This window comes from Luteimonas campi, assembly GCF_051162505.1.
GTDB lineage: Bacteria > Pseudomonadota > Gammaproteobacteria > Xanthomonadales > Xanthomonadaceae > Luteimonas.
Map to the genome: position 1 here is coordinate 469994 of NZ_JBNWEM010000002.1, position 22753 is coordinate 492746.

19 protein-coding genes are annotated in these 22753 nt (G+C 71.8%); 11 read left to right on the plus strand and 8 right to left on the minus strand.

The window, feature by feature from the left end; genetic code table 11:
* Nucleotides 1–20 precede the first annotated feature (20 nt).
* Nucleotides 21–803 (plus strand): M48 family metallopeptidase, encoded by a 783-nt coding sequence (locus tag ACQYVW_RS07105; RefSeq protein WP_434946492.1) that lies wholly within the window; start codon nt 21–23, stop codon nt 801–803.
* 69 nt (nt 804–872) lie between these two features.
* Nucleotides 873–1397, plus strand: a complete 525-nt coding sequence (locus tag ACQYVW_RS07110; protein ID WP_434936362.1) for a hypothetical protein — start codon at nt 873–875, stop codon at nt 1395–1397.
* Between the two features lie 19 nt (nt 1398–1416).
* On the opposite strand, the gene ACQYVW_RS07115 is transcribed toward ACQYVW_RS07110, so the two are convergent.
* The gene (locus ACQYVW_RS07115) at nt 1417–2301 is read right to left on the minus strand and encodes an alpha/beta fold hydrolase (RefSeq protein WP_434946493.1); all 885 of its coding nucleotides are present in this window, start codon (nt 2299–2301) and stop codon (nt 1417–1419) included.
* Nucleotides 2301–3299, minus strand: a complete 999-nt coding sequence (gene hemH, locus ACQYVW_RS07120; RefSeq protein WP_434946494.1) for a ferrochelatase — start codon at nt 3297–3299, stop codon at nt 2301–2303. The genes ACQYVW_RS07115 and hemH overlap by 1 nt, the downstream gene beginning before the upstream one ends.
* Before the next feature lie 149 nt (nt 3300–3448).
* On the opposite strand from hemH, the gene ACQYVW_RS07125 reads away from it, so the two are divergent.
* The 5 genes from ACQYVW_RS07125 to ACQYVW_RS07145 all read left to right on the plus strand — a co-directional run bounded on the left by ACQYVW_RS07125 (nt 3449) and on the right by ACQYVW_RS07145 (nt 6631).
* Nucleotides 3449–4339: a lipid-binding SYLF domain-containing protein gene (locus ACQYVW_RS07125; protein WP_434946495.1), complete on the plus strand. Its 891-nt coding sequence runs from the start codon at nt 3449–3451 to the stop codon at nt 4337–4339.
* Nucleotides 4340–4424: 85 nt separating this feature from the next.
* Nucleotides 4425–4658, plus strand: a complete 234-nt coding sequence (gene tatA, locus ACQYVW_RS07130; RefSeq protein ID WP_434935446.1) for a Sec-independent protein translocase subunit TatA — start codon at nt 4425–4427, stop codon at nt 4656–4658.
* A 21-nt stretch (nt 4659–4679) separates the two neighbouring features.
* Entirely contained in the window at nt 4680–5189 is a 510-nt protein-coding gene (gene tatB, locus ACQYVW_RS07135; protein WP_434935448.1) for a Sec-independent protein translocase protein TatB, read from the plus strand.
* A complete protein-coding gene (gene tatC / locus ACQYVW_RS07140) occupies nt 5173–5934 on the plus strand; it encodes a twin-arginine translocase subunit TatC (protein WP_434935450.1) in 762 nt (253 codons plus the stop codon). Before tatB ends, tatC begins: the two co-directional genes overlap by 17 nt.
* On the plus strand, nt 5906–6631 hold the full coding sequence (locus ACQYVW_RS07145; RefSeq protein WP_434946496.1) for an RDD family protein: 726 nt from the start codon (nt 5906–5908) through the stop codon (nt 6629–6631). The genes tatC and ACQYVW_RS07145 overlap by 29 nt, the downstream gene beginning before the upstream one ends.
* A gap of 134 nt (nt 6632–6765) precedes the next feature.
* On the opposite strand, the gene ACQYVW_RS07150 is transcribed toward ACQYVW_RS07145, so the two are convergent.
* Both ACQYVW_RS07150 and tfpB read right to left on the minus strand, forming a co-directional pair.
* Nucleotides 6766–7683, minus strand: a complete 918-nt coding sequence (locus ACQYVW_RS07150; protein ID WP_434935454.1) for a hypothetical protein — start codon at nt 7681–7683, stop codon at nt 6766–6768.
* Between the two features lie 103 nt (nt 7684–7786).
* Nucleotides 7787–9595, minus strand: coding sequence for a type IV pilus assembly ATPase TfpB (tfpB, locus tag ACQYVW_RS07155; protein WP_434946497.1), 1809 nt, complete (start codon nt 9593–9595; stop codon nt 7787–7789).
* A gap of 82 nt (nt 9596–9677) precedes the next feature.
* Between tfpB and glyQ the strand changes: the two genes are divergently transcribed.
* From glyQ to ACQYVW_RS07175, 4 genes are all read left to right on the plus strand, one after another.
* A complete protein-coding gene (gene glyQ, locus ACQYVW_RS07160; RefSeq protein ID WP_434935458.1) occupies nt 9678–10583 on the plus strand; it encodes a glycine--tRNA ligase subunit alpha in 906 nt (301 codons plus the stop codon).
* A gap of 115 nt (nt 10584–10698) precedes the next feature.
* A complete protein-coding gene (gene glyS / locus ACQYVW_RS07165) occupies nt 10699–12939 on the plus strand; it encodes a glycine--tRNA ligase subunit beta (RefSeq protein ID WP_434946498.1) in 2241 nt (746 codons plus the stop codon).
* 581 nt (nt 12940–13520) lie between these two features.
* A complete protein-coding gene (locus tag ACQYVW_RS07170; RefSeq protein ID WP_434946499.1) occupies nt 13521–15335 on the plus strand; it encodes an autotransporter assembly complex protein TamA in 1815 nt (604 codons plus the stop codon).
* 2 nt (nt 15336–15337) lie between these two features.
* Nucleotides 15338–19264 carry a translocation/assembly module TamB domain-containing protein gene (locus tag ACQYVW_RS07175; protein WP_434946500.1) on the plus strand — a complete coding sequence of 1309 codons (3927 nt, stop codon included), beginning with the start codon at nt 15338–15340 and terminating at the stop codon, nt 19262–19264.
* Nucleotides 19265–19352: 88 nt separating this feature from the next.
* On the opposite strand, the gene ACQYVW_RS07180 is transcribed toward ACQYVW_RS07175, so the two are convergent.
* The 4 genes from ACQYVW_RS07180 to ACQYVW_RS07195 form a co-directional block, all read right to left on the minus strand.
* Nucleotides 19353–19922 carry a type 1 glutamine amidotransferase domain-containing protein gene (locus tag ACQYVW_RS07180; RefSeq protein WP_434946501.1) on the minus strand — a complete coding sequence of 190 codons (570 nt, stop codon included), beginning with the start codon at nt 19920–19922 and terminating at the stop codon, nt 19353–19355.
* A 182-nt stretch (nt 19923–20104) separates the two neighbouring features.
* Complete coding sequence (ubiB, locus tag ACQYVW_RS07185; RefSeq protein WP_434935479.1) at nt 20105–21775, minus strand: ubiquinone biosynthesis regulatory protein kinase UbiB; 1671 nt, start codon at nt 21773–21775, stop codon at nt 20105–20107.
* Complete coding sequence (locus tag ACQYVW_RS07190; RefSeq protein ID WP_434946502.1) at nt 21772–22416, minus strand: ubiquinone biosynthesis accessory factor UbiJ; 645 nt, start codon at nt 22414–22416, stop codon at nt 21772–21774. The genes ubiB and ACQYVW_RS07190 overlap by 4 nt, the downstream gene beginning before the upstream one ends.
* 150 nt (nt 22417–22566) lie before the next feature.
* Nucleotides 22567–22725 carry a DUF1328 domain-containing protein gene (locus tag ACQYVW_RS07195; protein ID WP_434935475.1) on the minus strand — a complete coding sequence of 53 codons (159 nt, stop codon included), beginning with the start codon at nt 22723–22725 and terminating at the stop codon, nt 22567–22569.
* Between the last annotated feature and the right edge of the window lie 28 nt (nt 22726–22753).

Sequence of the window (22753 nt, forward strand, 5' to 3'; positions counted from 1 at the left end):
CAGCAGTTAGCATTCCCTCCATGCCTTCCCTGTTTCGACTGTCGCCGACGGCGCCGGGCTCATCCCGGCTGCAGCGCGACACCTTTCCCTTCGTGCTGTCCGATGGACGCCGCATCGACGTGCTGCGCGTGCGCGATCCCCGCGCCAAACGCCTGCGGCTGAGCGTGGGCGAACGCGGCGCGCGCCTGACCCTGCCGCCCCGCACCAGCCTGGTCGCGGGCGAGCGCTTCGTGCACGAACACCGCGACTGGCTCACCGACCAGCTGGCGCAGCAGCCTGGCGACGTCTCGCCGCTGGTGCCGGGCCAACCGGGCAGCGTGCCGCTACGCGGCCTCCAGCTGCCGCTGCACTGGGCCGAGGGCCGCGTCGCACGCGTGGTCGGCGACGACCAGGCGCTGAGCCTGCAGCTTCCGCCCCGTGCCGGCGCGGCGGCGATCGCGCGCGCGCTGCGCGACTTCTACGAAGCCCAGGCGCGCGCCGACATCGGTCGCTGGCTGCCGGCCTATCTGCCCGGCCTGCCGCGGCCACCTTCGCGGATCCGGCTGCGCGTGCTGTCCTCGCAGTGGGGCTCGCTGGCCCCCGACGGCACCCTGACCCTCGACCTGGCCCTGGTGCTCGGGCGTCCGGCCGCATTCGAGTACGTGCTGGTGCACGAGCTCTGCCACCTGATCCACGCCGACCACTCGCGCCGGTTCTGGCGCGAGGTCGAGGCGCGCTGCCCCGACTGGCGCGACTCGCGCGACTATTTCCGCAGCGAGGGCCGCCGGCTCAAGGCCGGCCTGCACGTCCTGCTGTCGGCCTGACCTGTTGCGGCACCGGACCGCGTTATCCGTTCCATCGACCCACTCCACCAGTCCGCCTCAGGGGATGCGATGAACGGTGTTGCCAAGCGCGTGTCACAGTTTTCGCTCGTCCTGGCCCTGGTGCTGGCGGCCGGCGGCTGCCAGAAGGCCGGCGAGAGCGCCGCCGACGTCGCCATCGAGCGTGCGACCGGTGTCAAGGTGGACCGCGACGGCGACCAGGTCACGCTGCGCTCGGCCGACGGCGAACTGGCCATCCGCTCGGGCGAATCGGTGGCGCTGCCGCAGGATTTCCCCAGCGACATCTATCTGCCTGCCGACTATCAGGTCAACAGCGTGATGGACCTGCAGGACGTCAGCATGGTCAGCCTCACCGCGCCCGGCCAGGTCTCGACGCTGTTCGCCGCCGCGCGCGAAGCGATGCAGGCGCAGGGCTGGACCCAGTCCATGTCGGCCCAGCATTCGTCGGACACCGCGATGCTGGCCTTCGAGAAGGGCGAGGCCGAGCAGCGCCGCAGCACGACGCTGTCGTTCAACCGCAACAACGGCGACGAGCACGTGATCGTGGGCGTGCAGCTGCAGGGACCGCGCCAGTAGGGTTCCCGCCGCAGGCGCCTCAGCGCGTGGCCGCGTTCTCCCGGCCACGCAGGAAATCGCCGATCGCCGCGGCCACCGCGGTCGGCTGCTCCATGTGCAGGTGATGCCCGCCGGGCAGCACCTGCAGTTCGCCCTCGGGCAGCAGCGCCGCATGTTCGCTGCGCAGCGGCTCGGGCAGGTAGGGCTGGGGCGGATCGGCATGGATCACCCGGGTGGGGCATTCGATGCCGCGGATCAGCGCACGCACCTGGCCCGGCGTCATCCGCACTAGGGTGGGCAAGGTCAGCCGGGGGTCGCTGCTCCAGGCCCAGCCGCGGCGGCCGTCGTCCGTCTCCACCTCGCGCACCCCGCGCTCCACCAGCAGCCGCGCTGCGGCCTCGCTGATCGCGCCGGTCCGGGCCAGGGTGCGCGCGCGCACCGGCGTGTCGAGCTCCTCGAACACGCGCAGGCGCTTGCCGCCGATCGCCCGCCCGGCGGCCACCGCCTCGCGCAGCCGCGGCACGGTGTTCTCCTCGGCCTCGGGCAGCGCGCCCAGCGCCTCGATCGCCACCAGCCGCGTCACCCGCTCGGGCGCGGCCGCGGCGAGCAGGCTGGCGATGCCCGCGCCCATCGAATGCCCGAGCAGGGCGAAGCGCGGCCAGCCCAATGCATCGGCGATGTCGAGCACCGCATGCAGCGCGCCGGCGAAGGAATAGTCCGCGCCCGGCGGCAGGTGCGCGCTGCGGCCATGCCCTGGCAGGTCGACCGCAACCAGTTCGATGCCGGAAAGATGCGCGGCGAGCGGCACGAAGCTGGCGGCATTGTCGAGCCAGCCGTGCAGGGCCAGCACCGGCGGCTGGCCGGGCCCGCCCTGGCGCAGGCCGTGGATGCGGCCCAAGGCGATGTCGAGATGGAACTCGCGCATCAGGCCTGCGCGTCCCAGGTCGCGAGTTCGCGCAGCGCCAGCGCCGCCAGCGCATCGGCGTGCGCAGGCGCGTCGTTGAGGCAGGGGATGTAGTGCAGCGACTGGCCGCCCGCCTCGCGGAACAGCTCGTCGTTCTCCATCGCGATCTCCTCCAGCGTCTCCAGGCAGTCCGCGGCGAAGCCGGGACAGACCACGTCGACGCGGCGCACGCCATCGGCCGCGAGCGCGCGCAGGGTCTCGTCGGTGGCCGGCCCCAGCCAGCGCTCGCGGCCGAAGCGCGACTGGTAGGTGAGCAAGTAATCCGCGGGGTCCAGCGCAAGCGCGCGCGCGAGTGCGGCCACGCTGGCCTCGCACTGCGCGGCGTAGGGATCGCCACCATCGACCAGGCGCTGCGGTAGGCCGTGGAAGGAGAACAGCAGCCGTTCGCCGCGACCCATGGCCTGCCAATGCGCGCGGATCGAATCGGCCACGGCCGCGACCCAGCCCGCATCGGTCGCGTAGTCGCGGACCACGCGCAGCGCCGGTGCGCCCGCAGCAGCTCCGGCCAGCGCGGCGACGGTTCCGGTCGTGGTGGAGGAATACTGAGGGTACAGCGGCAGCACCAGCGCCCGGCGCACGCCGGCCGCGCGCAGCTCGCGCAGCCGCGCGACGAGCGCCGGCTGTCCGTAGCGCATCGCATGCACCACCGCGATGCCCGGCAGACGCGGCTGCAGCGCTTCGGCCAGCCGCCGCGTATGCACCGCCAGCGGCGAGCCGCCTTCCATCCAGATTCCGGCGTACTTCTTCGCCACGCGCGGCGAGCGCAGCGGCAGGATCACGCCGTGCAGCAGCGGCCACCACAGCAGCTTCGGGATCTGCACCACGAACGGATCGCCGAGGAATTCGCCCAGATAGCGCCTCACCGCATCGGCGGTGGGCGCGTCCGGCGTTCCGAGGTTGACCAGGATGACGGCGGTGTCTGGCGTCGCGCCGCCGGGCGCGGGAGCTGGAGTGGTCATGCGCATAGGATGGCAGGCCACGCCGGCCTTGGCATGCGTCGTTTTCGATGGCTGCGATAGGCCGGCTCAACTCATGCCCGATTCATCGCCCCGTCACTAGCCTGAGCCGTCGCCGCGACGCGCGGTGCCCCTGTCTTCCGGAGTCCGCGATGCCCCGTTCCCGCCTGTCGTCCCCGCTGCGCAAGACGCTGCTCGCATCGATGCTGGCCCTGGCGTTCGCCAGCGGCGCGGCGGTCGCCGGGCCAGAGGAGGACGCGCGCGCGGCCAACGCGCTGCGCGTGCTCAACGAAGTGCAGGGCATCCCGGAATCGGCGATCCCGGACAAGCTGCTGGACGAGGCGCGCGCGATCGTGGTCGTCCCCGATACGCTCAAGGTCGGGCTGGTGCTCGGCGGCCGCCGTGGCCATGGCCTGCTGTCGGTGAAATCCCCCGACGGCACCTGGTCCAATCCCAGCTTCGTCAAGCTCACCGGCGGCAGCATCGGCTTCCAGGCCGGCGTGCAGTCCTCCGACGTGGTGCTGGTGTTCCGCAACGACCGCAGCCTGGAGTCGATCGTCAACGGCAAGGTCACCCTGGGCGCGGACGCCGGCGTGGCGGCCGGCCCGGTCGGGCGCAATGCCGCCGCCGCCACCGACGGCCAGCTCAAGGCCGAGATCTGGTCGTGGTCGCGCGCGCGCGGCCTGTTCGCCGGCGTCGCCCTGGACGGCGCGGTGTTGCAGATCGACAACGACGCCAACCAGCTGGTCTATGGCGCGGGCACCACGCCGCGGATGATTTTCGAGGGCCGCGCGGGCCAGGCGCCCTCCGATGCGGTGGTCGCCTTCCGCGACCAACTCGAGGAAGCCACCGCCTCGGCCCGCGCCGCGCGCGGCACCGGCAGCAGCGCGCCGGTGGTGGCCGCGGCTCCGCCGCCCGCCGATGCCGGGGGCGCGAGCACGGTGCCGCTGTCCCGCCAGCTGGTGGTGGACCCGCAGCCGCAGCCGTTCGAGCCGGTGAACGACAATCCGGCCCGCGTCGAGCCGCTGCCCGAGACCCCCTGAACGGACGTCGCGGGCGGCCGCTCACGGTTGGGCCGCGCGGGCTGGAGTATCCTGAGCGCTCCTCACCTGTCCCCGGAAGCGTGCAATGGGTAGTTTCAGCATCTGGCATTGGCTGATCGTGCTGGTCGTGGTGCTGCTGGTGTTCGGCACCAAGCGCCTGCGCGGCGCAGGCCGCGACCTGGGCGAGGCGGTGAAGGGGTTCAAGAAGGGCATGGCCGACGAGGACAAGCCCGCCGGCGAGCTCGACCACCAGCCGCAGCAGGAGCGCGAAGGCACCGTGTCGGGCAAGGCCCGGCAGGACGACACCGTCTCGCACTGACCGCGGGTCCGCGGCCACGTCATGTTCGATATCGGATTCACCGAGCTGCTGCTGATTGCGGTGGTCGCTCTGGTCGTGCTCGGCCCCGAGCGCCTGCCCAAGGCCGCGCGCTTCGCCGGTCTGTGGGTGCGGCGCGCCCGCGCGCAGTGGTATTCGGTCAAGTCCGAACTCGAGCGTGAGCTGGCGGCCGATGAACTCAAGCGCAGCCTGCACGACGCCAGACAGGCTGCCAGCGACCTGCAGAAGACCATGCAGGAGACCGAGGCCGAGGTGCAGGCCAAGGTTCGCGCCGCCGAGGCCGAGGCGCGGCGGGAAATCGAGAGCCTGCGCCGGGAGGTGGCTGCGGCGCCCGCCACCGCGCCAGCGGCGCCCGGGATCCTGACGACCGACGCGGACGCCTACGCCGTGCAGCAGGCGCCCGCCGCCGACACGGACATGGACGACACGCAGGCCGCGCCCGCGCCGTCGACCGCGGACCCTGTCCGCTCCCCTGACAACGAGATGGACCGGGACGATGGCCGCCAGCGCTGAGCACGACAGCGGCGAGAGCAGCCTGATCGAGCATCTGGTCGAGCTGCGCACGCGCCTGCTGCGCGCCATGATCGGCCTGGGCCTGGCCCTGGTGGCGCTGCTGCCGTTCGCGAACCGGCTGTACGGCTGGTTCGCGCAACCGCTGCTGGACAAGCTGCCGCAGGGTGCGCACCTGATCGCGGTGGAAGTCGCCTCGCCGTTCTTCGCGCCGCTGAAGCTGGCGCTGTTCGCCGCGGTGCTGGTGACCATGCCCTGGCTGCTCTACCAGGCCTGGGCCTTCGTCGCGCCGGGCCTGTACAAGCGCGAGAAGCGGCTGGCGCTGCCGCTGCTGGTCTCGGCGGTGGCGCTGTTCTATGCCGGCTGCGCATTCGCGTTCTTCGTCGTGCTGCCCGCGGTGTTCGGCTTCCTCACCGCGGTGACGCCGGACGGCGTGGCGATGATGACCGACATCAACGCCTACCTGAACTTCGTGCTGGTGATCTTCCTGGCCTTCGGCATCAGCTTCGAGCTGCCGGTGGCGCTGGTGATCCTGGTCGCGCTGGGCTGGGTCACCCCGGACCAGCTGCGCGAATGGCGCGGCTATTCGATCGTGGGCGTATTCATCCTGGCCGCGATCATCACCCCGCCCGACGTGGTCTCGCAGCTGATGCTGGCGATCCCGATGTGCCTGCTGTACGAAGCCGGGATCATCGCCGCGCGCATGGTGGTGCCGCGCCGTGGAAGCGAGGCGCCGGACGAGGCATGAGCGTCGCGCACGCCGCGCCTGCGGGCTGTCGCGCCGCTACGCGGCCTGGTCGCTGGACATGGCGCCGGTGCTCCTGGTGGCCGCGCTGACGAGCACCCATACCCTGCGCAACGGGGCGACCCGGATCGCCGAGGCCTTCGACGCCCTGGTGCAGGCGATGGCGCGCGCGATGCTGGACCTGCTGGCGCAGGGCGGCTCGCCACTGGAGCTGTCGCAGGCATGGCTGGCCGATCCGGCGCAGCGCGCCCTGGTGACGTCGCTGTCGGAGGCGATCGCCGGCACCCTGCTCCCGCCGCTGCTGCTGGCCTGCGTGCTGGCGCTGGCGTGGTTCGCGGGCTGGGAGGCCTCGCCTGCGCAGGCCACGCCCGGCAAACGCGCGCTCGGCCTGCGCAGCTGCACCGCCTCTGGCGGCCGGATCGGCCTGGCGCGCGCGGCGGCGCGCCACCTGGCCGGGACCCTGTCCTGGCTGACGTTCAACATCGGCCATCTGCTGGCGCTGACGCCGCCGCGCTACCAGGCCCTGCACGACCGCATCGCCGGCACGCGCGTGCTGCGGGTGGACCCCGCCAAGGGGCTGCCCGCCTGGGCGGCAGCTTGGCTGGTCCTGCAATGCCTTGCCGCCGTCGCCATCGCGGCCTGGCTGTTCGTCGGCACCCAGGCGGCCATGCATCGCGCCCTCGACGCCGTGCTGCTGTAGCGGGATCGCCTGGCCGTCTCCCGGCCGTTGCGTCCCGGTCCGCGCTGCCCTGCTCCGTTCGGGGCGTTGCCGTGGCGGGAAGGCACGCGGGGCGCCTCACCGCCCGTGGAAAGACGCGTCGCCGGCGCCCGGCCTCAGAGCTCGACCTGGTTGTCCGGCAGCGGCGGCGGCGCCACCGGCTCGGCGCAGATGTCGCGCCACATGTGGTACATCACGCCGAACATCACCACGTACATCAGCAGGATCATGCCGAGATAGACCGGCGCGACCAGCAGCGCCGCCAGCCCCGGATGCACCAGGCCGCCGACCAGGGCCAGCACGCCGCCCAGCAGGGCGACCACCAGGGTCAGCGCGAACAGCGCCACGATCGCCAGCACCGACATCACCACGATCGGCAGCAGGTTCTTGAGCGCGCCGGCGAGGCCATCGCCCACCGCCGCCAGCACGCCGCGTCCGCCCAGCGCGACCTGGCCGAAGCCGATCGCATAGGCGCCGCCCAGGAACAGGCCGAACAGCAGGCCCAGCGCCATCACCATGCCCAGGCCCGAGGGCGGAGCGGGAATATCGCCCGGCTGCACCGGCTTGCCACCAGCCTCCATGGTCAGCTGCACCAGTTGCATGTACCACTCCGGCAGGCCCTGGCCGAAGCTGCCGATGATGGTGCCGAACACCAGCAGGTAGAGCGCGGTCATCAGCAGGCCGAAGCCGATCAGGCGCCCCGCCCCCTGGCCGCCGCGGAAGGCATCGAACACCCCGGTGGCGCGGGCCGGATGGCCGCGCTCGGTCGCGTCGATCACGCGCAGGACGCCGCCGATCAGCAGCGGGAACACGACCAGCGATGCCAGCGTGGTCAGCGCGGCCACGGTCAGCAGCGCATTGGGCTGCGTGCCCATCGCCGGCTGCAGCAGCATCTGCACCAGGCTCGGCAGCACCGCCACCAGCGCCACCAGCGCGATGGCGCCGATCACCGCCTTCGGATTGCCGCGGCCCAGATTGACCGCCCGCGCCAGCCACGACCAACCGGTGGCCGGACCCATTGCCCGCGTCGACATGACTGCCCTGCTTCGCCTTCGAGGTGGCCTGCGCCACGATGCCGACATGCTACTGCATCGGCTGCAGGCACCTGCCGGCCCGATGCCGGTCGCCGCCGCGACCCTATTCCGTCGGCGGCAGCACCGTCAGCACTTCCTCCACCGTGGTCAGGCCCTGCGCCACCTTTTCCGCGCCGGCCATGCGCAGGGTGCGCAGGCCTTCGCCCACCGCGGCACGGGTGAAGGCGGCCAGCTCCATGTCCGGACGGATCAGCGCGCGCAGCAGCGGCGTCACCGGCATCAGCTCGTAGAGGCCCACGCGGCCGAGGTAGCCGGTGTTGCGGCACTCCAGGCAGCCGACAGGACCGTTGGCGGTGGTCGGCACCGGCGGCGGGTGCGGGCCGGGCAGCAGCGCGTGCCAGGCTTCGGCGCTGAGCTTCTTCGGCGCCTTGCAGTGCGGGCACAGGGTGCGCACCAGGCGCTGGGCGAGGATGCCGTTGAGCGTGCTGGCGATCAGGTAATGCGGCAGGCCGAGGTCGAGCAGGCGGGTGATCGCCGACGGCGCGTCGTTGGTGTGCAGGGTGGAGAGCACCAGGTGGCCGGTGAGCGAGGCCTGCACCGCCATCTGCGCGGTGTCGAGGTCGCGGATCTCGCCGATCATGATGATGTCCGGGTCCTGGCGCAGCAGGGTGCGCACGCCCTGGGCGAAACTCAGGTCGATCTGGTGGTGCACCTGCATCTGGTTGAGCTCGACCGCGATCATCTCGATCGGGTCTTCCACCGTGCACACGTTGACGTCGCTGGTCGCCAGCCGCTTGAGCGTGGAATACAGCGTGGTGGTCTTGCCCGAGCCGGTGGGGCCGGTGACCAGCACGATGCCGTGCGGGCGGTTGGTCAGCTCCTGCCAGGTGGCGGCCTCGTCGGCATCGAAGCCCAGCTGCTCGATCGACTTGAAGGCCGTGTCCGGGTCGAAGATGCGCATCACGCATTTCTCGCCGAAGGCCGTGGGCATGGTCGACAGGCGCATCTCCACCTCGCGCCCGCCGGGCGAGCGCGTCTTGATGCGGCCATCCTGCGGGCGCCGGCGCTCGGCCAGGTCCATGCGCCCGAGCACCTTGATGCGCGAGACCACGGCGGTCATCACCGGCGGCGGCATCTCGAACACCTTGTGCAGCACGCCGTCGATGCGGAAGCGCACCCGGCCGACGTCGCGGCGCGGCTCGAGGTGGATGTCGGAGGCGCGCTGCTCGTAGGCGTACTGCAGCAGCCAGTCGACGATGTTGACGATGTGGTGGTCGTCGGCATTGACGTCGCCGGCGCGCCCCAGTTCGACCAGCTGCTCGAAACTCGGCGCCTGCGTGGACTTGTCGCCACCGCCGTCGGCCTGGGCGCCACGCACCGAGCGGGTGACCCCGTAGAACTCCATGGTGTAGCGGTGCAGGTCGAGCGGGTTGGCGACCACCAGTTCGATCTCGCGGCGCAGCAGGCGCTGCACGTCGGGCAGCCAGTCCAGCGCCATCGGTTCGCTGGTGGCGATGCGGGCACGGTCGGGACTGACCTCGACCGGGAGGATCCGGTGGCGCCGCGCGTAGGCGTGCGAGACCAGTTCGGTGACCTCGGCCACCACGATCTTGGTGGGATCGATGCGCAGGTAGGGCCGGCCGCTGGCGCGGGCCAGCCATTCGGTCAGCGTCTCCAGGCCCAGTTCGCTGCCCGCGCGCTGCGCGGACGGCAGCTTGAGGTTGGCCAGCAGCACCAGCGGGTGCACGGCCTCCAGGCCGCGCACGTGGCGTGCGCTGGCGCGGGCGTGTTCGGCATCCTTGGCCGCGAGCAGGCCATCGGCCACCAGCGCGGCGATCACCGGCTCCAGCGCCAGGCGGCCGGCGGGCAGGCGCACGGGCGACGGGGCGGGTCGCGAGGCTTCGTTCAACATGGCTCCGGATGCCGGCGGACCGGCCGATGCGAGGTCCGCCGCTATACTAGCGCGCCGCGCGAACGCGCCGAATCCACGCGCCATGACCGGACCCACGTTCCAGGAACTGATCACCCGCCTCAACGCCTACTGGGCGGCGCAGGGCTGCGTGCTGATCCAGCCGCTCGACCTCGAAGTGGGGGCGGGCACCTTCCATCCGGCCACCTTCCTGCGCGCACTGGGGCCGGAGCCGTGGAACGCGGCCTACGTGCAGCCCTCGCGCCGGCCCACCGACGGCCGCTACGGCGAGAACCCCAACCGGCTGCAGCATTACTACCAGTACCAGGTGGCGATGAAGCCCAGCCCGGACAACATCGTCGAGCTGTACTTCGGCTCGCTGAAGGAGCTGGGCATCGACCCGCTGGTGCACGACCTGCGCCTGGTCGAGGACAACTGGGAATCGCCGACGCTCGGCGCCTGGGGCCTGGGCTGGGAGGTCTGGCTCAACGGCATGGAAGTCACCCAGTTCACCTACTTCCAGCAGGCCGGCGGCCTGGAGTGCAGGCCGGTGCTGGGCGAGATCACCTACGGTCTCGAGCGCCTGTGCATGTACCTGCAGAACTGCGACAACGTCTACGACCTGGTCTGGACGGAAGGCCCGCAGGGCGTGGTCACCTATGGCGACGTGTTCCTGCAGAACGAACGCGAGCAGAGCGCCTACAACTTCGAACACGCGAACGTGGCCGAACTGTTCCACCGCTTCGATGCCTGCGAGGCCGAGGCGCTGGCATTGGTCGAACTCGGCCTGCCGCTGCCGGCCTACGACCAGGTCACCAAGGCCAGCCACAGCTTCAACCTGCTCGACGCGCGCCGCGCGATCAGCGTCACCGAGCGCCAGCGCTACATCCTGCGCGTGCGCAAGCTGGCGCAGGCGGTCGCGCGGGCCTACTACGAGCAGCGCGAGAAGCTGGGCTTTCCAGGCCTGAAGGCGCCACCGCAGGCCGCCTGAGTTTCCCGCCCGCGCGGGCAGGTGCCCGACAGGCGAAGGGGGACGCCGCGGCGATCGCCCCTTCCACAGCCCTCCCGCGCAGGCGGACGAGGGAGCCGACCAAGGTTTTGAGCGAATGAGCACACAACTTCCGCTGCTGATCGAACTGGGCACCGAGGAACTGCCGGTCAAGGCCCTGCCCGGGCTGGCGCAGGCGTTCCTGGACGGCGTGCTGGCGGCGCTGGACAGGCGCGGCATCGCGGTCGAACGCGGCGATGCGAAGCCGCTGTACACGCCGCGCCGGCTGGCGGTGCTGTTGCCGGGCGTCGCGGTCGAACAGCCGGAGCAGCGCTCGGAAGTGCTGGGTCCCTACCTGAGCATCGCGCTCGACGCCGAGGGCCAGCCCACGCGCGCGCTGCAGGGGTTCGCAGCCAAGGCCGGGATCGACTGGACCCAGCTGGAGAAAACCAGCGACGCCAAGGGCGAGCGCTTCGTGCACCGCGCGGTCACGCCTGGCGCGCGGACCGCGGCGCTGTTGCCCGAGGTCGTGCGCGAGGCGATCGCCGCGATGCCGATCCCCAAGCCGATGCGCTGGGGCGACCACGACTACGCCTTCGCGCGCCCGGTGCTGTGGCTGGTGCTGCTGCTGGGCCAGGACGTGGTGGAGGCCGAGGTGTTCGGCATCGGTGCCGATCGGATGAGCCGCGGCCACCGCTTCCTGCACGACAAGCAGGTGTGGCTGTCCACGCCGGCCGACTACGTCGATTCGCTGCGCAGCGCGAAGGTGCTGGTCGATCCGCATGAACGTCGCGCGCGCATCGTCGCGCAGGTCGAGGCCGCCGCAGCGGCCGCGGGCGGCCGCGCGCGCATCGACGAGGACAACCTCGAGCAGGTGGTCTGCCTCAACGAATGGCCGCGCGCGGTCTCGTGCACGTTCGAGGAGGAATTCCTCGCCGTGCCGCAGGAAGCGCTGGTGGCGACGATGGAGGCCAACCAGAAGTTCTTCCCGGTGCTCGAGGGCGAAGGCCGGCTGACCGCGCACTTCATCGGCATCGCCAACGTCGATCCGAAGGACGACAGCGAGATCCGCAAGGGCTACGAGCGCGTGATCCGGCCGCGCTTCGCCGATGCCAAGTTCTTCTTCGTCGAGGACATGAAGCAGGGCCTGGAGGCGATGAACGCAGGGCTGGCCAACGTGACCTACCAGGCGAAACTGGGCACGGTGGCCGACAAGGTGGCGCGCGTGACCGCGCTGGCTGAGGCGATCGCGCCCCAGGTGGGCTTGGACCCGGCGCTGGCGCGGCGCGCGGCGGGCCTGTCGAAGGCCGACCTGCAGTCGCGCCTGGTCAACGAGTTCCCCGAACTGCAGGGCATCGCCGGCCGCCACTACGCGATGCAGGACGTGGCGCTGGCGGACCTGGCGCACGATGATCGCGTTGCGCTGGCCGACGCCATCGACCAGGCCTGGCAGCCGCGCTTCGCCGCCGACGACATCGCGCCCTCGCCGCTGGGCCGGGTGCTGGCGATCGCCGAGCGGCTGGACACCCTGGCGGGCGGATTCGCCGCGGGGCTCAAGCCGACCGGCAACAAGGATCCGTTCGCGCTGCGGCGCAATGCGCTGGGGTTGGCGCGGACGGTGATCGAGGGTGAGTTGAATCTTGACCTTAGGCGATCACTCGAACGTACAGGAGAGGACTTCGCCAAAGTCTTAGTTGCTCTTCGAACCGAAGAACTTGCGGCTGAACTCGAAAAGGCGCAGAGAGCGCAACTTCACGATAAGCAACTCATCATCGACCAGATCGATGAAGAGCTTCGCCAGCTTCATTGCAACGATTCCACTGTCCGCACGCTTGTTAGTTCACTCGTCGGCGAACTTTACGACTTCATCCTCGACCGCCTGCGCGGCTACTACGCCGACAGGGGCGTGCCGGCGCAGCACTTCAATGCGGTTGCGGCGCTGAAGCCCGCGTCGCTGACCGACTTCGACCGCCGCCTGGCCGCTATCGGCCGTTTCGCTGCGCTGCCCGAGGCCGAAGCGCTGGCAGCGGCCAACAAGCGCATCGGCAACATCCTGCGCAAGGCCGAGGGCGCGATTCCCGATGCCGAGGACCGCGCCCTGCTGCGCGAGCCGGCCGAGGTGGCGCTGGCCGATGCGGTCGAGGCGGCCTACCGCGACACCGACGCGGCCCTGGCGCAGGGCGACTACGCCGCCGTGCTCGAGCGCCTGGCGCAGCTGCGGCCGCAGGTGGATGCGTTCTTCGACGACGTGATGGTGAATGTCGAGGACGAGGCCGTGCGCCGCAACCGCCTGGCCCTGCTCCAGCGACTGGCCGCGCGACTGGGCAGCGTGGCGGCGATCGAGCACCTGTCGGCCTGAGCGGCAGCGGGGGGCGCCTCGACGCGGCTGCGCCGCTCCCGGGCTGGGGAGCAAGCCAGTATCGCGACGGTCCACGACGGTCCACGACGGGGTCCGCCGGGAGCTGTGGGAGCGCGCGCGAAGGCGTTCGCGACCAAGGTCGCTCCCACAATGGCCCGTCGGTCGGCAAGGATGGCTGGCCAGACCGGTGCTCGGCGCGGCGGCGGCAGCGGAAGGTGAAAGACGCCGCATCGAACGTGCCGCAGCCCTCGCCATGCGCCATGCACAATGCGGAACGCGACGCGGCGCGGCGCGGCGGCGCGCGGAACGCGCAGTCCCGCGGCGGGTCGTCGAACTGCGGATGCGCTGGCTGGCCCCCACCGCCTCCGGTCGCCCGCGGCGCGGCCGGCCTTCCACCGGTGATCACCCATGTCTGCCTCCTGCAGCGCACGGCGTCGCCGCGGCCTTCGCGGCTCCCGGGACCCTGCTCGCCCGCGCCAGCAGCCTCTTCGCGTTCCGCGCAGCGGGCCTGGGCCGCGCCCGCCGCGTTCCAGCCTGGAACCGTTAAACGTCTTTCCACAATGCTTGGGTATCCTCCCCCGATGCGATTCCCCCGCCGCATTGCCGCCATCGCCGCGCTCCTGTTCCTCCCGCTCGGCATCGCGCATGCCGTGACCGTGGGCGAAGTGCGCATCCTCGGGCTGGACGAGGAGATGGAGAACAACGTGCGCGTGTCGCTGTCGCTGGTGGACGCGGCCGGGCAGGAGGTCAGCGGCCGGCGCATGGGCTACCTGGTGCGCGCGGCCGAGGACGAGACACGCGAGGCGCTGGAGCCGTTCGGCTTCTATTCGCCGGTCGTCGAGGTCGAGCGCAGCCGCGACAACGGCAGCGTCTCGGTGACCATCCGGGTCGATCCGGGCGAGCCGGTACGGGTGCGCAATGCGGACATCGCGATCATCGGCGAGGGCGGCCAGGACCGCTACCTGCAGGCCGACTTGGACAACTTCATCCCCTCGCCCGGCGCCACCTTCAACCACGCCGACTACGAGGCCAGCAAGATCCGCATCAGCCGCCGCCTCACCGAGCGCGGCTACTTCGACGCCGACTTCTCCTCGCGTCGGGTCGAGGTCACGCGCGCGGACCACGCCGCCGACGTCGAACTGGTCTGGACCAGCGGGATCCGCTACGACATGGGCCCCACTCGCTTCGAACAGACGCGCCCGATCATCGGCGAGGAGCTGCTGCGCAACCTGGTCTACTGGGAAGAAGGCGACTATTACCATCAGGGCCGCATCGACCGCCTGCGCACCTCGCTGGCGCGGCTGGACTACTTCGGCGACATCGAGATCACCCCCGACCCGGCGCAGGCGGTCGACGGCCGCGTACCGCTGACGGTCAAGCTCACCCCGGCCAAGCGCAACATCTACACCGCCGGCCTGAGCTACGGCACCGACAGCGGTGCGGGCGTGCGCCTGGGCCTGGAGCGTCGCTACGTCAACACGCGCGGACACAAGGCGCTGTCGCAGCTGGACTACGCGCAGAAGCGCAAGACCCTCACCCTGCAGTACCGCATTCCCGCCTTCGCCTGGCGCGACGGCTGGTACACGGTCAGCCTGCAGGGCTACGACGAGCAGACCGACTACATCGATACCCGCCGCATCGAGCTGGTGGGCAGCCGCAGCGGCCAGTACAGCCCCCAGGTGAACCTGGTCGCGTCGCTGCACGTACTGCGCGAGCGCTGGGCCTACCCGGGCGAGAACGGCGACGATGCGGCCCTGCCGCTCGCCTACCGCTATGCCACCTTCAGCTTCCCCTCGGTACGCGCCGACTATGTCAACGTCGACGATCGCGTCTTCCCCACCAGCGGCGTGGGCGGCTCGCTGACCCTGCGCAGCGGCCTGGAGGGCGTGGGTTCCGATGCCAGCTTCGCGCAGGTCCACGCCCGCGCCAGCACCTTCAAGGGCATGGGCGACAACGCACGGCTGATCCTGCGCGCGGAGGCCGGCTACACCTGGACCAGCGCGCTGGTGGACATGCCGCCCAGCCTGCGCTTCTACGCCGGCGGCGATCGCAGCATCCGCGGCTACGAGTGGCGGGAGGTCGGGCCGCGCCTGACCCGCTACGAGGAGGACGAGGACGGCGTGCCGCGCGAAACCGGCTACCTGGCCACCGGCGCGCGCAACGTGGTCACCGCGAGCGTGGAATACGAACGCTATTTCTACGGCGACTGGGGCGCGGCGGTGTTCGTCGACAGCGGCAGCGCCTTCGACAGCACCTCGCCCGACTGGCACACCGGCGTGGGCATCGGCGCGCGCTGGCGCTCGCCGGTGGGGCCGGTCAAGTTCGACATCGCGCGCGGGCTCGACGATCCGGACTCGCCCTTCACCATCGGCCTGAGCATCGGCGCGGAATTCTGACGATGGCCTTTCGACGCGCACGGTTGCCCGCGGACATCTCTCCCGAAGAGCGCGAGCAGCGCATCGCCGAACTGCGCGAACGCAGGCGCCGGCGACTGCGCATGCTCGCCATCCGCAGCGCGCTGACCTCGGTCGTGCTGGTGCTGCTGGCCAGCGTGCTGCTGTACTGGCTGCTCACCACCCTGGGCGGTCGCGACTTCCTGCTGGCGCGCATTGTCGCCGCGCTGCCGGCGGGCAGCGAGCTGGCCTGGGACCGCGCGGAGGGTCCCGCCTCCGGCCCGCTGACCCTGCACGGCGTGCGCTACGTGCAGCGCGGCTGCCCCGACGTGGAGGGCCAGCCGGTGCCCTACGGCCAGTGCGCGCAGCCGACCACACTGACCTTCACCGCGCAGCGAGTGGTGCTGGATCCGGCGATCGCCCCGCTGGTCGGCCGGCGCCTGCGGCTGGACGCGCTGGACGTGGAAGGCGCGGTCCTGGACCTGCCGGAACCGGCCGATACCCCGTTCGAACTGCCGACCTGGCCGGAAGTGCTGCCGCGCATCGACCTGCCGCTGTCGCTGCAGGCCGACACCATCCGCGTCGACGGTCTGCGGCTGACCCGGCTGGGCGAAGCCTTGATCGACATCGCCACGATCCGCGGCGGCCTCGACGCGCGCCAGGGCGAACTGCGCATCGCCGGCCTGGTGGTGGACAGCGACCGCGGCCGCTTCGGCGTCGACGGCGTATACGCGCCGGACGAGCACTACCGCACCGACCTCACCGCCAGCGCCCTGCTGCCCGCGCCCTTCCCGCGCCCGCGGCCGAGGATCGGCCTGGTCGCGCGTGGCGACCTCGACCACATGGACGTGGCCGTGGTCGGCCATGCGCCCGACCCGCTGCGGATGGCGCTGGCCTTGCGCGGCAAGGAATGGAGCCTGCGTGCCTCGTCCGAGGGGCTCGACCCGGCGCTGCTCGCCGGCGACGAGCCCGGCGCGCCACTGTCGTTCAACGTGCTCGCCGACGGCCGCGGCGGCGCGGCCGACCTCGAGGGCGAGCTGCGCCAGGGCGCGCTGCATGCGGTGCTGCAGCCCTCCAGGCTCAAGCTCGAGGAGCAGGTGCTGGAGCTGCAGCCGCTGGTCCTGGATGTGTTCGGCGGTCGCATCACCGCACGCGGGCGCGGCGACTTCAGCGAACCGCGCGCGGCCGACTTCCGCTTCGCGGTGAATGCGCGCGGGCTGCGCCTGGCGGGCGACCCGCAGGCGCCGGATCCGGAGCCGGCCGATCCGGCGCCGGCGATCGGCGTGGATGCGGACCTGGGGCTCGCCGGCACCAGCTCCGCCTGGGCTGTGATCGGCCGGGCGGAGCTGGCGCGCGACGACCTGCGCGCCCAGGTCGAACTCGACGGCCGCGGCGATCTGGAGACCCTGCGCCTGCGGACCCTGCGCGCGACGACCCCGGGCGGGCGCCTCGACGCCACGGGCGAGGTGGGCTGGGCGCCCGCGCTGCGCTGGGACCTGGAGGCGAGGCTGGCGGGATTCGACCCGGGCTACTTCGCGCCCGCCTTCAGCGGCGCCATCGACGGGCAGTTGGCCAGCAAGGGCGGGATCCGCGACGACGGCGGGCTGACCCTGGACGTCCAGGCCAGCGAACTGGGCGGCAGCCTGCGCGGCCGCGCCCTCGGCGGACAGGCCTCGTTCGCCATGCAGGGCCCGGCCACCGGCCAGACCCGCACCGACTACACCGGCGAGGCGGCGCTGCGCATCGGCGGCAGCCGCATCGACGCGCGCGGCACGCTGGCCGAGCGCCTGGAGCTCGACGCGCGACTGGCCCCGCTCGACCTGGCCGACCTGCTGCCGGGCGCGTCGGGCAGCCTGCGCGGTACCGTCCTGGCACGGGGCGACCGCACTGCGCCCGACCTGGAAGCCGACCTGGACGGCAGTGGACTGCGCTGGCGCGACTATGCCGCCAGCGCGCTGTCCATCCAGGGGCGGCTGCCCTGGTCGGGCGCCGGTGGCGAGCTGCAGCTGGAGGGCAGCGGGCTGCAGGCCGGCCTGGCGCTGGACCAGGCCCGCATCCGCGCACGCGGCGCGGTCGAGAACCTCGAACTCGACGCGCAGGCGCGCAGCGAGGCCGTGGGATCGCTGGCGCTGCAGGGCAGCGCGCGTCGCGATGGCGCCGGCTGGTCGGGCAGCCTCGCCGGGCTGCAGCTGCAGCCGGTGCGCGGCGCGGCATGGCAGCTGCAGGCGCCCGCGCGCTGGAGCCAGCGCGCGGGCGCGCTGACGCTCTCGCGCAGCTGCCTGGACGCGGCCGGCGGCGGCGCGCTGTGCGCCGATGCCGACTGGCCGCGGCGCGGCGTGGCCGTCGCCGGGCTCGGTCTGCCGCTATCGCTGGTGTCGCCCTGGCTGCCGGAGCGCGAAGGCGGACGGCCGTGGATGCTGCGTGGCGAAGTCGATTTCGAGGGCCAGCTGCGCCCCGCCGGCCGCGCCTGGGCCGGACAGCTGGACCTGCGCTCGGCCGAAGGCGGCCTGCGCAACAGCGCGCGCTCGCGCAGCGACCTGCTCGGCTATCGCGACCTGCGTCTGCAGGCCGAGTTCAACCCGGCCAGCATCGAGGCCACCCTCGCTACCGTGTTCAACGACGACGGCCATATCCGCGCGCGCGTGGCGACCGGCTGGGAGCCGGCGTCGCCGCTGTCGGGCGAAGTCAGCGCCGACACCGACGATCTCACCTGGCTGGAGCTGTTCTCGCCCGACATCGTCGAGCCGGCCGGCCGCCTCACCGCCAACATCGCGCTGGGCGGGCGCCGCGCGGAGCCGCTGCTCGACGGCCAGGCGCGGCTGTCGGGCTTCAGCGCGGAACTGCCGTCGCTCGGCATCCTGCTCGAATCGGGCGAGGTCGCACTGGATGCGCAGGACGACGGCAGCGCCCGCATCAGCGGCAGCGTCGCCTCCGGTGGCGGCACGCTCGACATCGACGGCAGCCTGAACTGGCGCGACACCCGCGCGCCACTGCTGCTGCGCCTGACCGGCGAAAACGTGGTGGCGTCCAATACGCGCGACCTGCGCATCGTCGCCGACCCCGATATCGAGGTCCGCTACAGCGCCGGCCAGCCGCTGTCGGTGGCCGGTACCGTCACCGTGCCCAGCGCGCTGATCGACCTGGAGCGCCTCGACCAGGGCGTGTCGGCATCGCCGGACGTGGTGGTGCTCGACCCGGTCGACCCCGAGGCCGGCCCGTCCTCGCCGCTGCTGCTGGACCTCACCCTGGCCATGGGCGAGGACGTGCGCCTGCGCGGCTTCGGCCTGGAAGGCAGCCTCGGCGGGAGCATGCGCGTGCGCGCCTTCCCGGGCCGCGAGATGACCGGCAGCGGCACGCTCGAGGTCGGCGGGCGCTACACCGCCTACGGACAGAAGCTGCAGGTGACGCGAGGCCGGCTGACCTTCGACGGGCCGGTCTCCGACCCGCGCCTGGACATCCGCGCCGAGCGCCGCATCGAAGCGGAGGACATCACCGCCGGCATCAGCGTCACCGGCCGCGCCTCGGCGCCGCAGGCCGACGTCTGGACCGACCCGGCCAGCGACAACTCGCAGGCACTATCCTACCTTGCGCTGGGGCGGCCCCTATCCAACCTGTCGAGCGCCGAAGGCCGGCAACTCGACGCGGCCTCCGCGGCGCTCACCGCGGGCGGCAGCATGCTGGCCGGACAGCTCGGCGCAAGGCTGGGCCTGGACGATGCCGGCGTCTCCGAATCGCGCGCGCTGGGCGGGAGCGTGCTGGGCATCGGCAAGCAGCTCTCGCCGCGGCTGTACGTCGGATTCGGGGTGTCGCTGCTCGGCACCGGCCAGGTGCTGACCTTGAAGTATCTGTTGCGCCGCGGTTTCGACGTCGAGATCGAATCGAGCACGCTGGAAAGCCGCGGCTCGGTGAACTACCGGCACGAGACCGACTGAGCGGCGCGCGGATGCGTCGTGTGGGAGCGCGTTCGCGCGCGACAGCGTTCGCGACCGGGGTCGCTCCCACACTTGCGAGGCGTCGGGTTCAGGCCACCGAACGCTTCTGCCCCGCGTGCCTGCCCTCGTCGATTTCCTCGACCAGTTTGGCGCAGAAGGCCGGCAGGTCCTCCGGGGTGCGGCTGGTGATCAGGCCCTGGTCGACGACCACCTCCTCGTCCACCCATCGCGCGCCGGCATTCTCGAGGTCGCGGCGGATGTTGGGCACCGAGGTCACGGTGCGACCTTCGAGCACCTCCGCGTTCGCCAGCACCCAGGGCCCATGGCAGATCGCGGCCACCGGCTTGCCGGCCTGGAAGAATTCGCGGGTGAAGGCCAGCGCATCGTCGTTCACGCGCAGCGCATCGGGATTGAAAAGGCCGCCCGGGATCACCAGCGCGTCGTAGCGGCCCGCATCGGCCTGCGCAAGCTCCACATCGACCGGCACCTGCTCGCCCTTGTCGAAATGCTTGAAGCCCTGCACTTGGCCGGTCTTGGGCGAGACGATGTCGACATCGGCCTGGTGCTCCTTCAGTGCGCGCAGCGGCTCGAGCAGTTCGGACTGCTCGAAACCGTCGGCGGCCAGAATGGCGACGCGCTTGCCGGTGAGATGACTCATGGGGAAGGCTTCCTGTGGGGTTGGGAGCTGACCACGCTAGCGGCGAGAGCGCTCAGGCGCCGCGAAGGAAACGTGGCGTCCGCGTCAATGTCCGCGCGTCACTGAACGCAACGCCAGGCGGGTCGCGTTCGCAAGCAAGCAGCTGTGCGGCGCGGCAGGCGCATGCGCGCCGCTGGCGGGACCTAGCCCCGCCGCGGCAGCGCCGCCAGGATGGCCCACAGGCCGCCCACGCCGGCGACCCAGGACGACAGCGGTACGCCGATGAAGGCAGGGCCGCCCGCCTCCAGTGCATACAGCACCGCGGCCACCACCAGCAGGCCGACGCCGAGGATCGCGGCCACCATGCGTCGCTGCAGCGTCTTGAGCGTCTGCGTGATCTCGACGATGTCCTGCGAGCGCATGCGCAACTCGTGGCGGCCTTCGACCTGCTGCTGCAGCCAGGCATGCAGCAGGCGCGGCATCTCCGGCGCCTGGGTCATCAGCTCGGGCAGACGCTTGCGGAACTCCGAGGCCAGCCGGCGCGGGCTGTAGCGCTCGACCAGGATGCGCTCGAGCACGGGACGGGCAACCGCCCAGATGTCGATCTTCGGGTCGAGCAGGCGGCCGATGCCTTCGATGGTGAGCAGGGTCTTCTGCAGCAGGATCAGCTGCGGCTGCAGGGTCAGCTCGTAGCGCTGCGCGGTGCGGAACAGCTTGCCCAGCACCTCGCCCAGCGAGATCTCCGCCAGCGGCCGGGTGAAGTAGGGCTCGCACACCGAACGCACCGCGGCCTCCAGCTCGTCGATGCGGATGTACGCCGGCATCCAGCCCGCCTGCATGTGCAGCTCGGCGATGCGGCGATAGTCCTTGTTGAAGATCGCCATGAAATTCTCGGCGAGGTAGTACTGGTCCTCGCTGGAGAGCTGGCCCATGATCCCGAAATCCAGCGCGATGAAGCGCGGATCGGCCTTGCGCTCCGGATCCACCCAGATGTTGCCGGCGTGCGCATCGGCATGGAAGAAGTTGTCGCGGAACACCTGGGTGTAGAACACGCGCACGCCCTTGGCGGCGAGCGCGCGGCGGTCGATGCCGGCCGCGTCCAGGGCCTGGATGTCGTCGCTGTTGATGCCGCGCACGCGCTCGAGGGTGAGCACGTTGTCGGTGGTGTGCGACCAGACCGGCTCGGGCACGTACAGGTCGGGCGAGTGCAGCCAGAAGCGGCGCAGCACCGAGGCGTTGGCGCCCTCGCGCTGCAGGTCGATCTCGGCCGCCAGGGTGTTCTCGATCTCGGCGACCACCTCGCGCGGGCGGATCTTGTCGGCATTGGGATGGGTGCGGTCGACCAGCCCGGCGAGGCTGCGCAGCAGGGCGATGTCGCCGGCGATCTGGCGGGCGATGCCGGGGCGCAGCACCTTGACCACCACCTCGCGGCCGGGCGCATCGCCGACCGGATGCATCCGCGCCGCGTGCACCTGGGCGATCGAAGCCGAGGCCAGCGGCACGGTATCGAAACCGGCGAACAGCACCTCGACCGGCGCGCCCAGCGCCTTCTCCACGATCAGGCGCGCGCTGTCGCCGTCGAAGGGCGCGACCTGGTCCTGCAGCAGTGCCAGGTCGTCGACGATATCGGGCGGCAGCAGATCGCGGCGGGTGGAGAGGATCTGCCCGAACTTCACGAAGATCGGGCCGAGCTCCTGCAGCGCCAGGCGCAGGCGCGCGCCGCGCGGCTGCGCGGCGATGGCGGCCGAGGCGCGCGGCACGAACGGCCGCATCAGCTTCAACCAGCGCTCGGCGGGCGTGCCGTCGAGCAGGGCGTCGAGCCGGTAGCGCAGCAGCACGCGACCGATGCGCGCCGCGCGCAGCACGCTGCTCAAGCCGCGCGCTCCGCCGACAGTCGCGACACGCGCGCGGACAGGCGGTCGACATCGTCGCGGAGGCCGTCGACGTCGTCGAGGAAGTCCTCCAGTTCCGCCCGCGCCACCACGTCGCGCGACTCTTCGGTCACGTAGTCGGCGGCGCTGCGCGCCAGCCCACCGCCCAATGCGCGCGCCTGCGCGAACGCCGAGGACAGGGTGTTGGCGATCTGCACGCCGAGCACCTCGCCGAACACGCCGACGAAGGGCTGCTGCCAGTCGGGGTCGAAACGTTCGGCCAGGCGCTGCAGGCTGCGCGCCAGCTCGGCGTCGCCGGACACGCGCACGCGGCCCACGGCGGGCGCATCGTCGCGGCGCAGGAACGGCAACTGGCCAAGCAGTCCGCCCAAGGTGGTGCGGACCGCCAGGTCGGGCTCGCCCTCGGGCTGGATCGGACCCACCGCCAGCCGATCGCCCTGGACGCGCAGTTGCAGGGCCAGCGGCGGCGCGGCCAGGGTCAGTTCCACCACCCGGCCATCGAGGCGCGCGAGCGTGGCGCGGGTGTCGGCATCCAGCGCCAGCGCCCGGTTGAGCGCCAGTTCCAGCGCGCGGCCGGCGATCGGCTTGATGGCATCGAACGGAGAAGGAGGGACGCTGGGCATGCGCGGCATTGTAGCGGCGGGGCGGGTGGCGGCGCGTCGTGGCCGAGGCCGAGCGCAACCCGGCGGGTGGAGGTCCCCGGCGGCGCGGCGCGGATCCGGAAACGGAAAGCCCGCCTTGCGGCGGGCTTCCGGCAGCGATCGATGCTGGGGTCAGACGCGTTTGCCGCGCAGCAGCGACACGATGGCCAGGATCACGAACACCACGAACAGGATCCAGGCGATGTTGGTGGCGGCACCAGCGATACCGCTGAAACCGAGCACGGCCGCGATAAGCGCGATGACGAAGAAGATGATGGCGTACCTGAGCATGAGACGTCTCCGTGGCAGGGGCACGAGG

Bases quoted from the DNA above. Each gene is read 5' to 3' on its own strand.
- ACQYVW_RS07105 (WP_434946492.1), top strand. From the start codon at position 21: ATGCCTTCCCTGTTTCGACTGTCGCCGACGGCGCCGGGCTCATCCCGG.
- ACQYVW_RS07110 (WP_434936362.1), top strand. From the start codon at position 873: ATGAACGGTGTTGCCAAGCGCGTGTCACAGTTTTCGCTCGTCCTGGCC.
- ACQYVW_RS07115 (WP_434946493.1), bottom strand. From the start codon at position 2,301: ATGCGCGAGTTCCATCTCGACATCGCCTTGGGCCGCATCCACGGCCTG.
- hemH (WP_434946494.1), bottom strand. From the start codon at position 3,299: ATGACCACTCCAGCTCCCGCGCCCGGCGGCGCGACGCCAGACACCGCC.
- ACQYVW_RS07125 (WP_434946495.1), top strand. From the start codon at position 3,449: ATGCCCCGTTCCCGCCTGTCGTCCCCGCTGCGCAAGACGCTGCTCGCA.
- tatA (WP_434935446.1), top strand. From the start codon at position 4,425: ATGGGTAGTTTCAGCATCTGGCATTGGCTGATCGTGCTGGTCGTGGTG.
- tatB (WP_434935448.1), top strand. From the start codon at position 4,680: ATGTTCGATATCGGATTCACCGAGCTGCTGCTGATTGCGGTGGTCGCT.
- tatC (WP_434935450.1), top strand. From the start codon at position 5,173: ATGGCCGCCAGCGCTGAGCACGACAGCGGCGAGAGCAGCCTGATCGAG.
- ACQYVW_RS07150 (WP_434935454.1), bottom strand. From the start codon at position 7,683: ATGTCGACGCGGGCAATGGGTCCGGCCACCGGTTGGTCGTGGCTGGCG.
- tfpB (WP_434946497.1), bottom strand. From the start codon at position 9,595: ATGTTGAACGAAGCCTCGCGACCCGCCCCGTCGCCCGTGCGCCTGCCC.
- glyQ (WP_434935458.1), top strand. From the start codon at position 9,678: ATGACCGGACCCACGTTCCAGGAACTGATCACCCGCCTCAACGCCTAC.
- glyS (WP_434946498.1), top strand. From the start codon at position 10,699: ATGAGCACACAACTTCCGCTGCTGATCGAACTGGGCACCGAGGAACTG.
- ACQYVW_RS07170 (WP_434946499.1), top strand. From the start codon at position 13,521: ATGCGATTCCCCCGCCGCATTGCCGCCATCGCCGCGCTCCTGTTCCTC.
- ACQYVW_RS07175 (WP_434946500.1), top strand. From the start codon at position 15,338: ATGGCCTTTCGACGCGCACGGTTGCCCGCGGACATCTCTCCCGAAGAG.
- ACQYVW_RS07180 (WP_434946501.1), bottom strand. From the start codon at position 19,922: ATGAGTCATCTCACCGGCAAGCGCGTCGCCATTCTGGCCGCCGACGGT.
- ACQYVW_RS07190 (WP_434946502.1), bottom strand. From the start codon at position 22,416: ATGCCCAGCGTCCCTCCTTCTCCGTTCGATGCCATCAAGCCGATCGCC.
- ACQYVW_RS07195 (WP_434935475.1), bottom strand. From the start codon at position 22,725: ATGCTCAGGTACGCCATCATCTTCTTCGTCATCGCGCTTATCGCGGCC.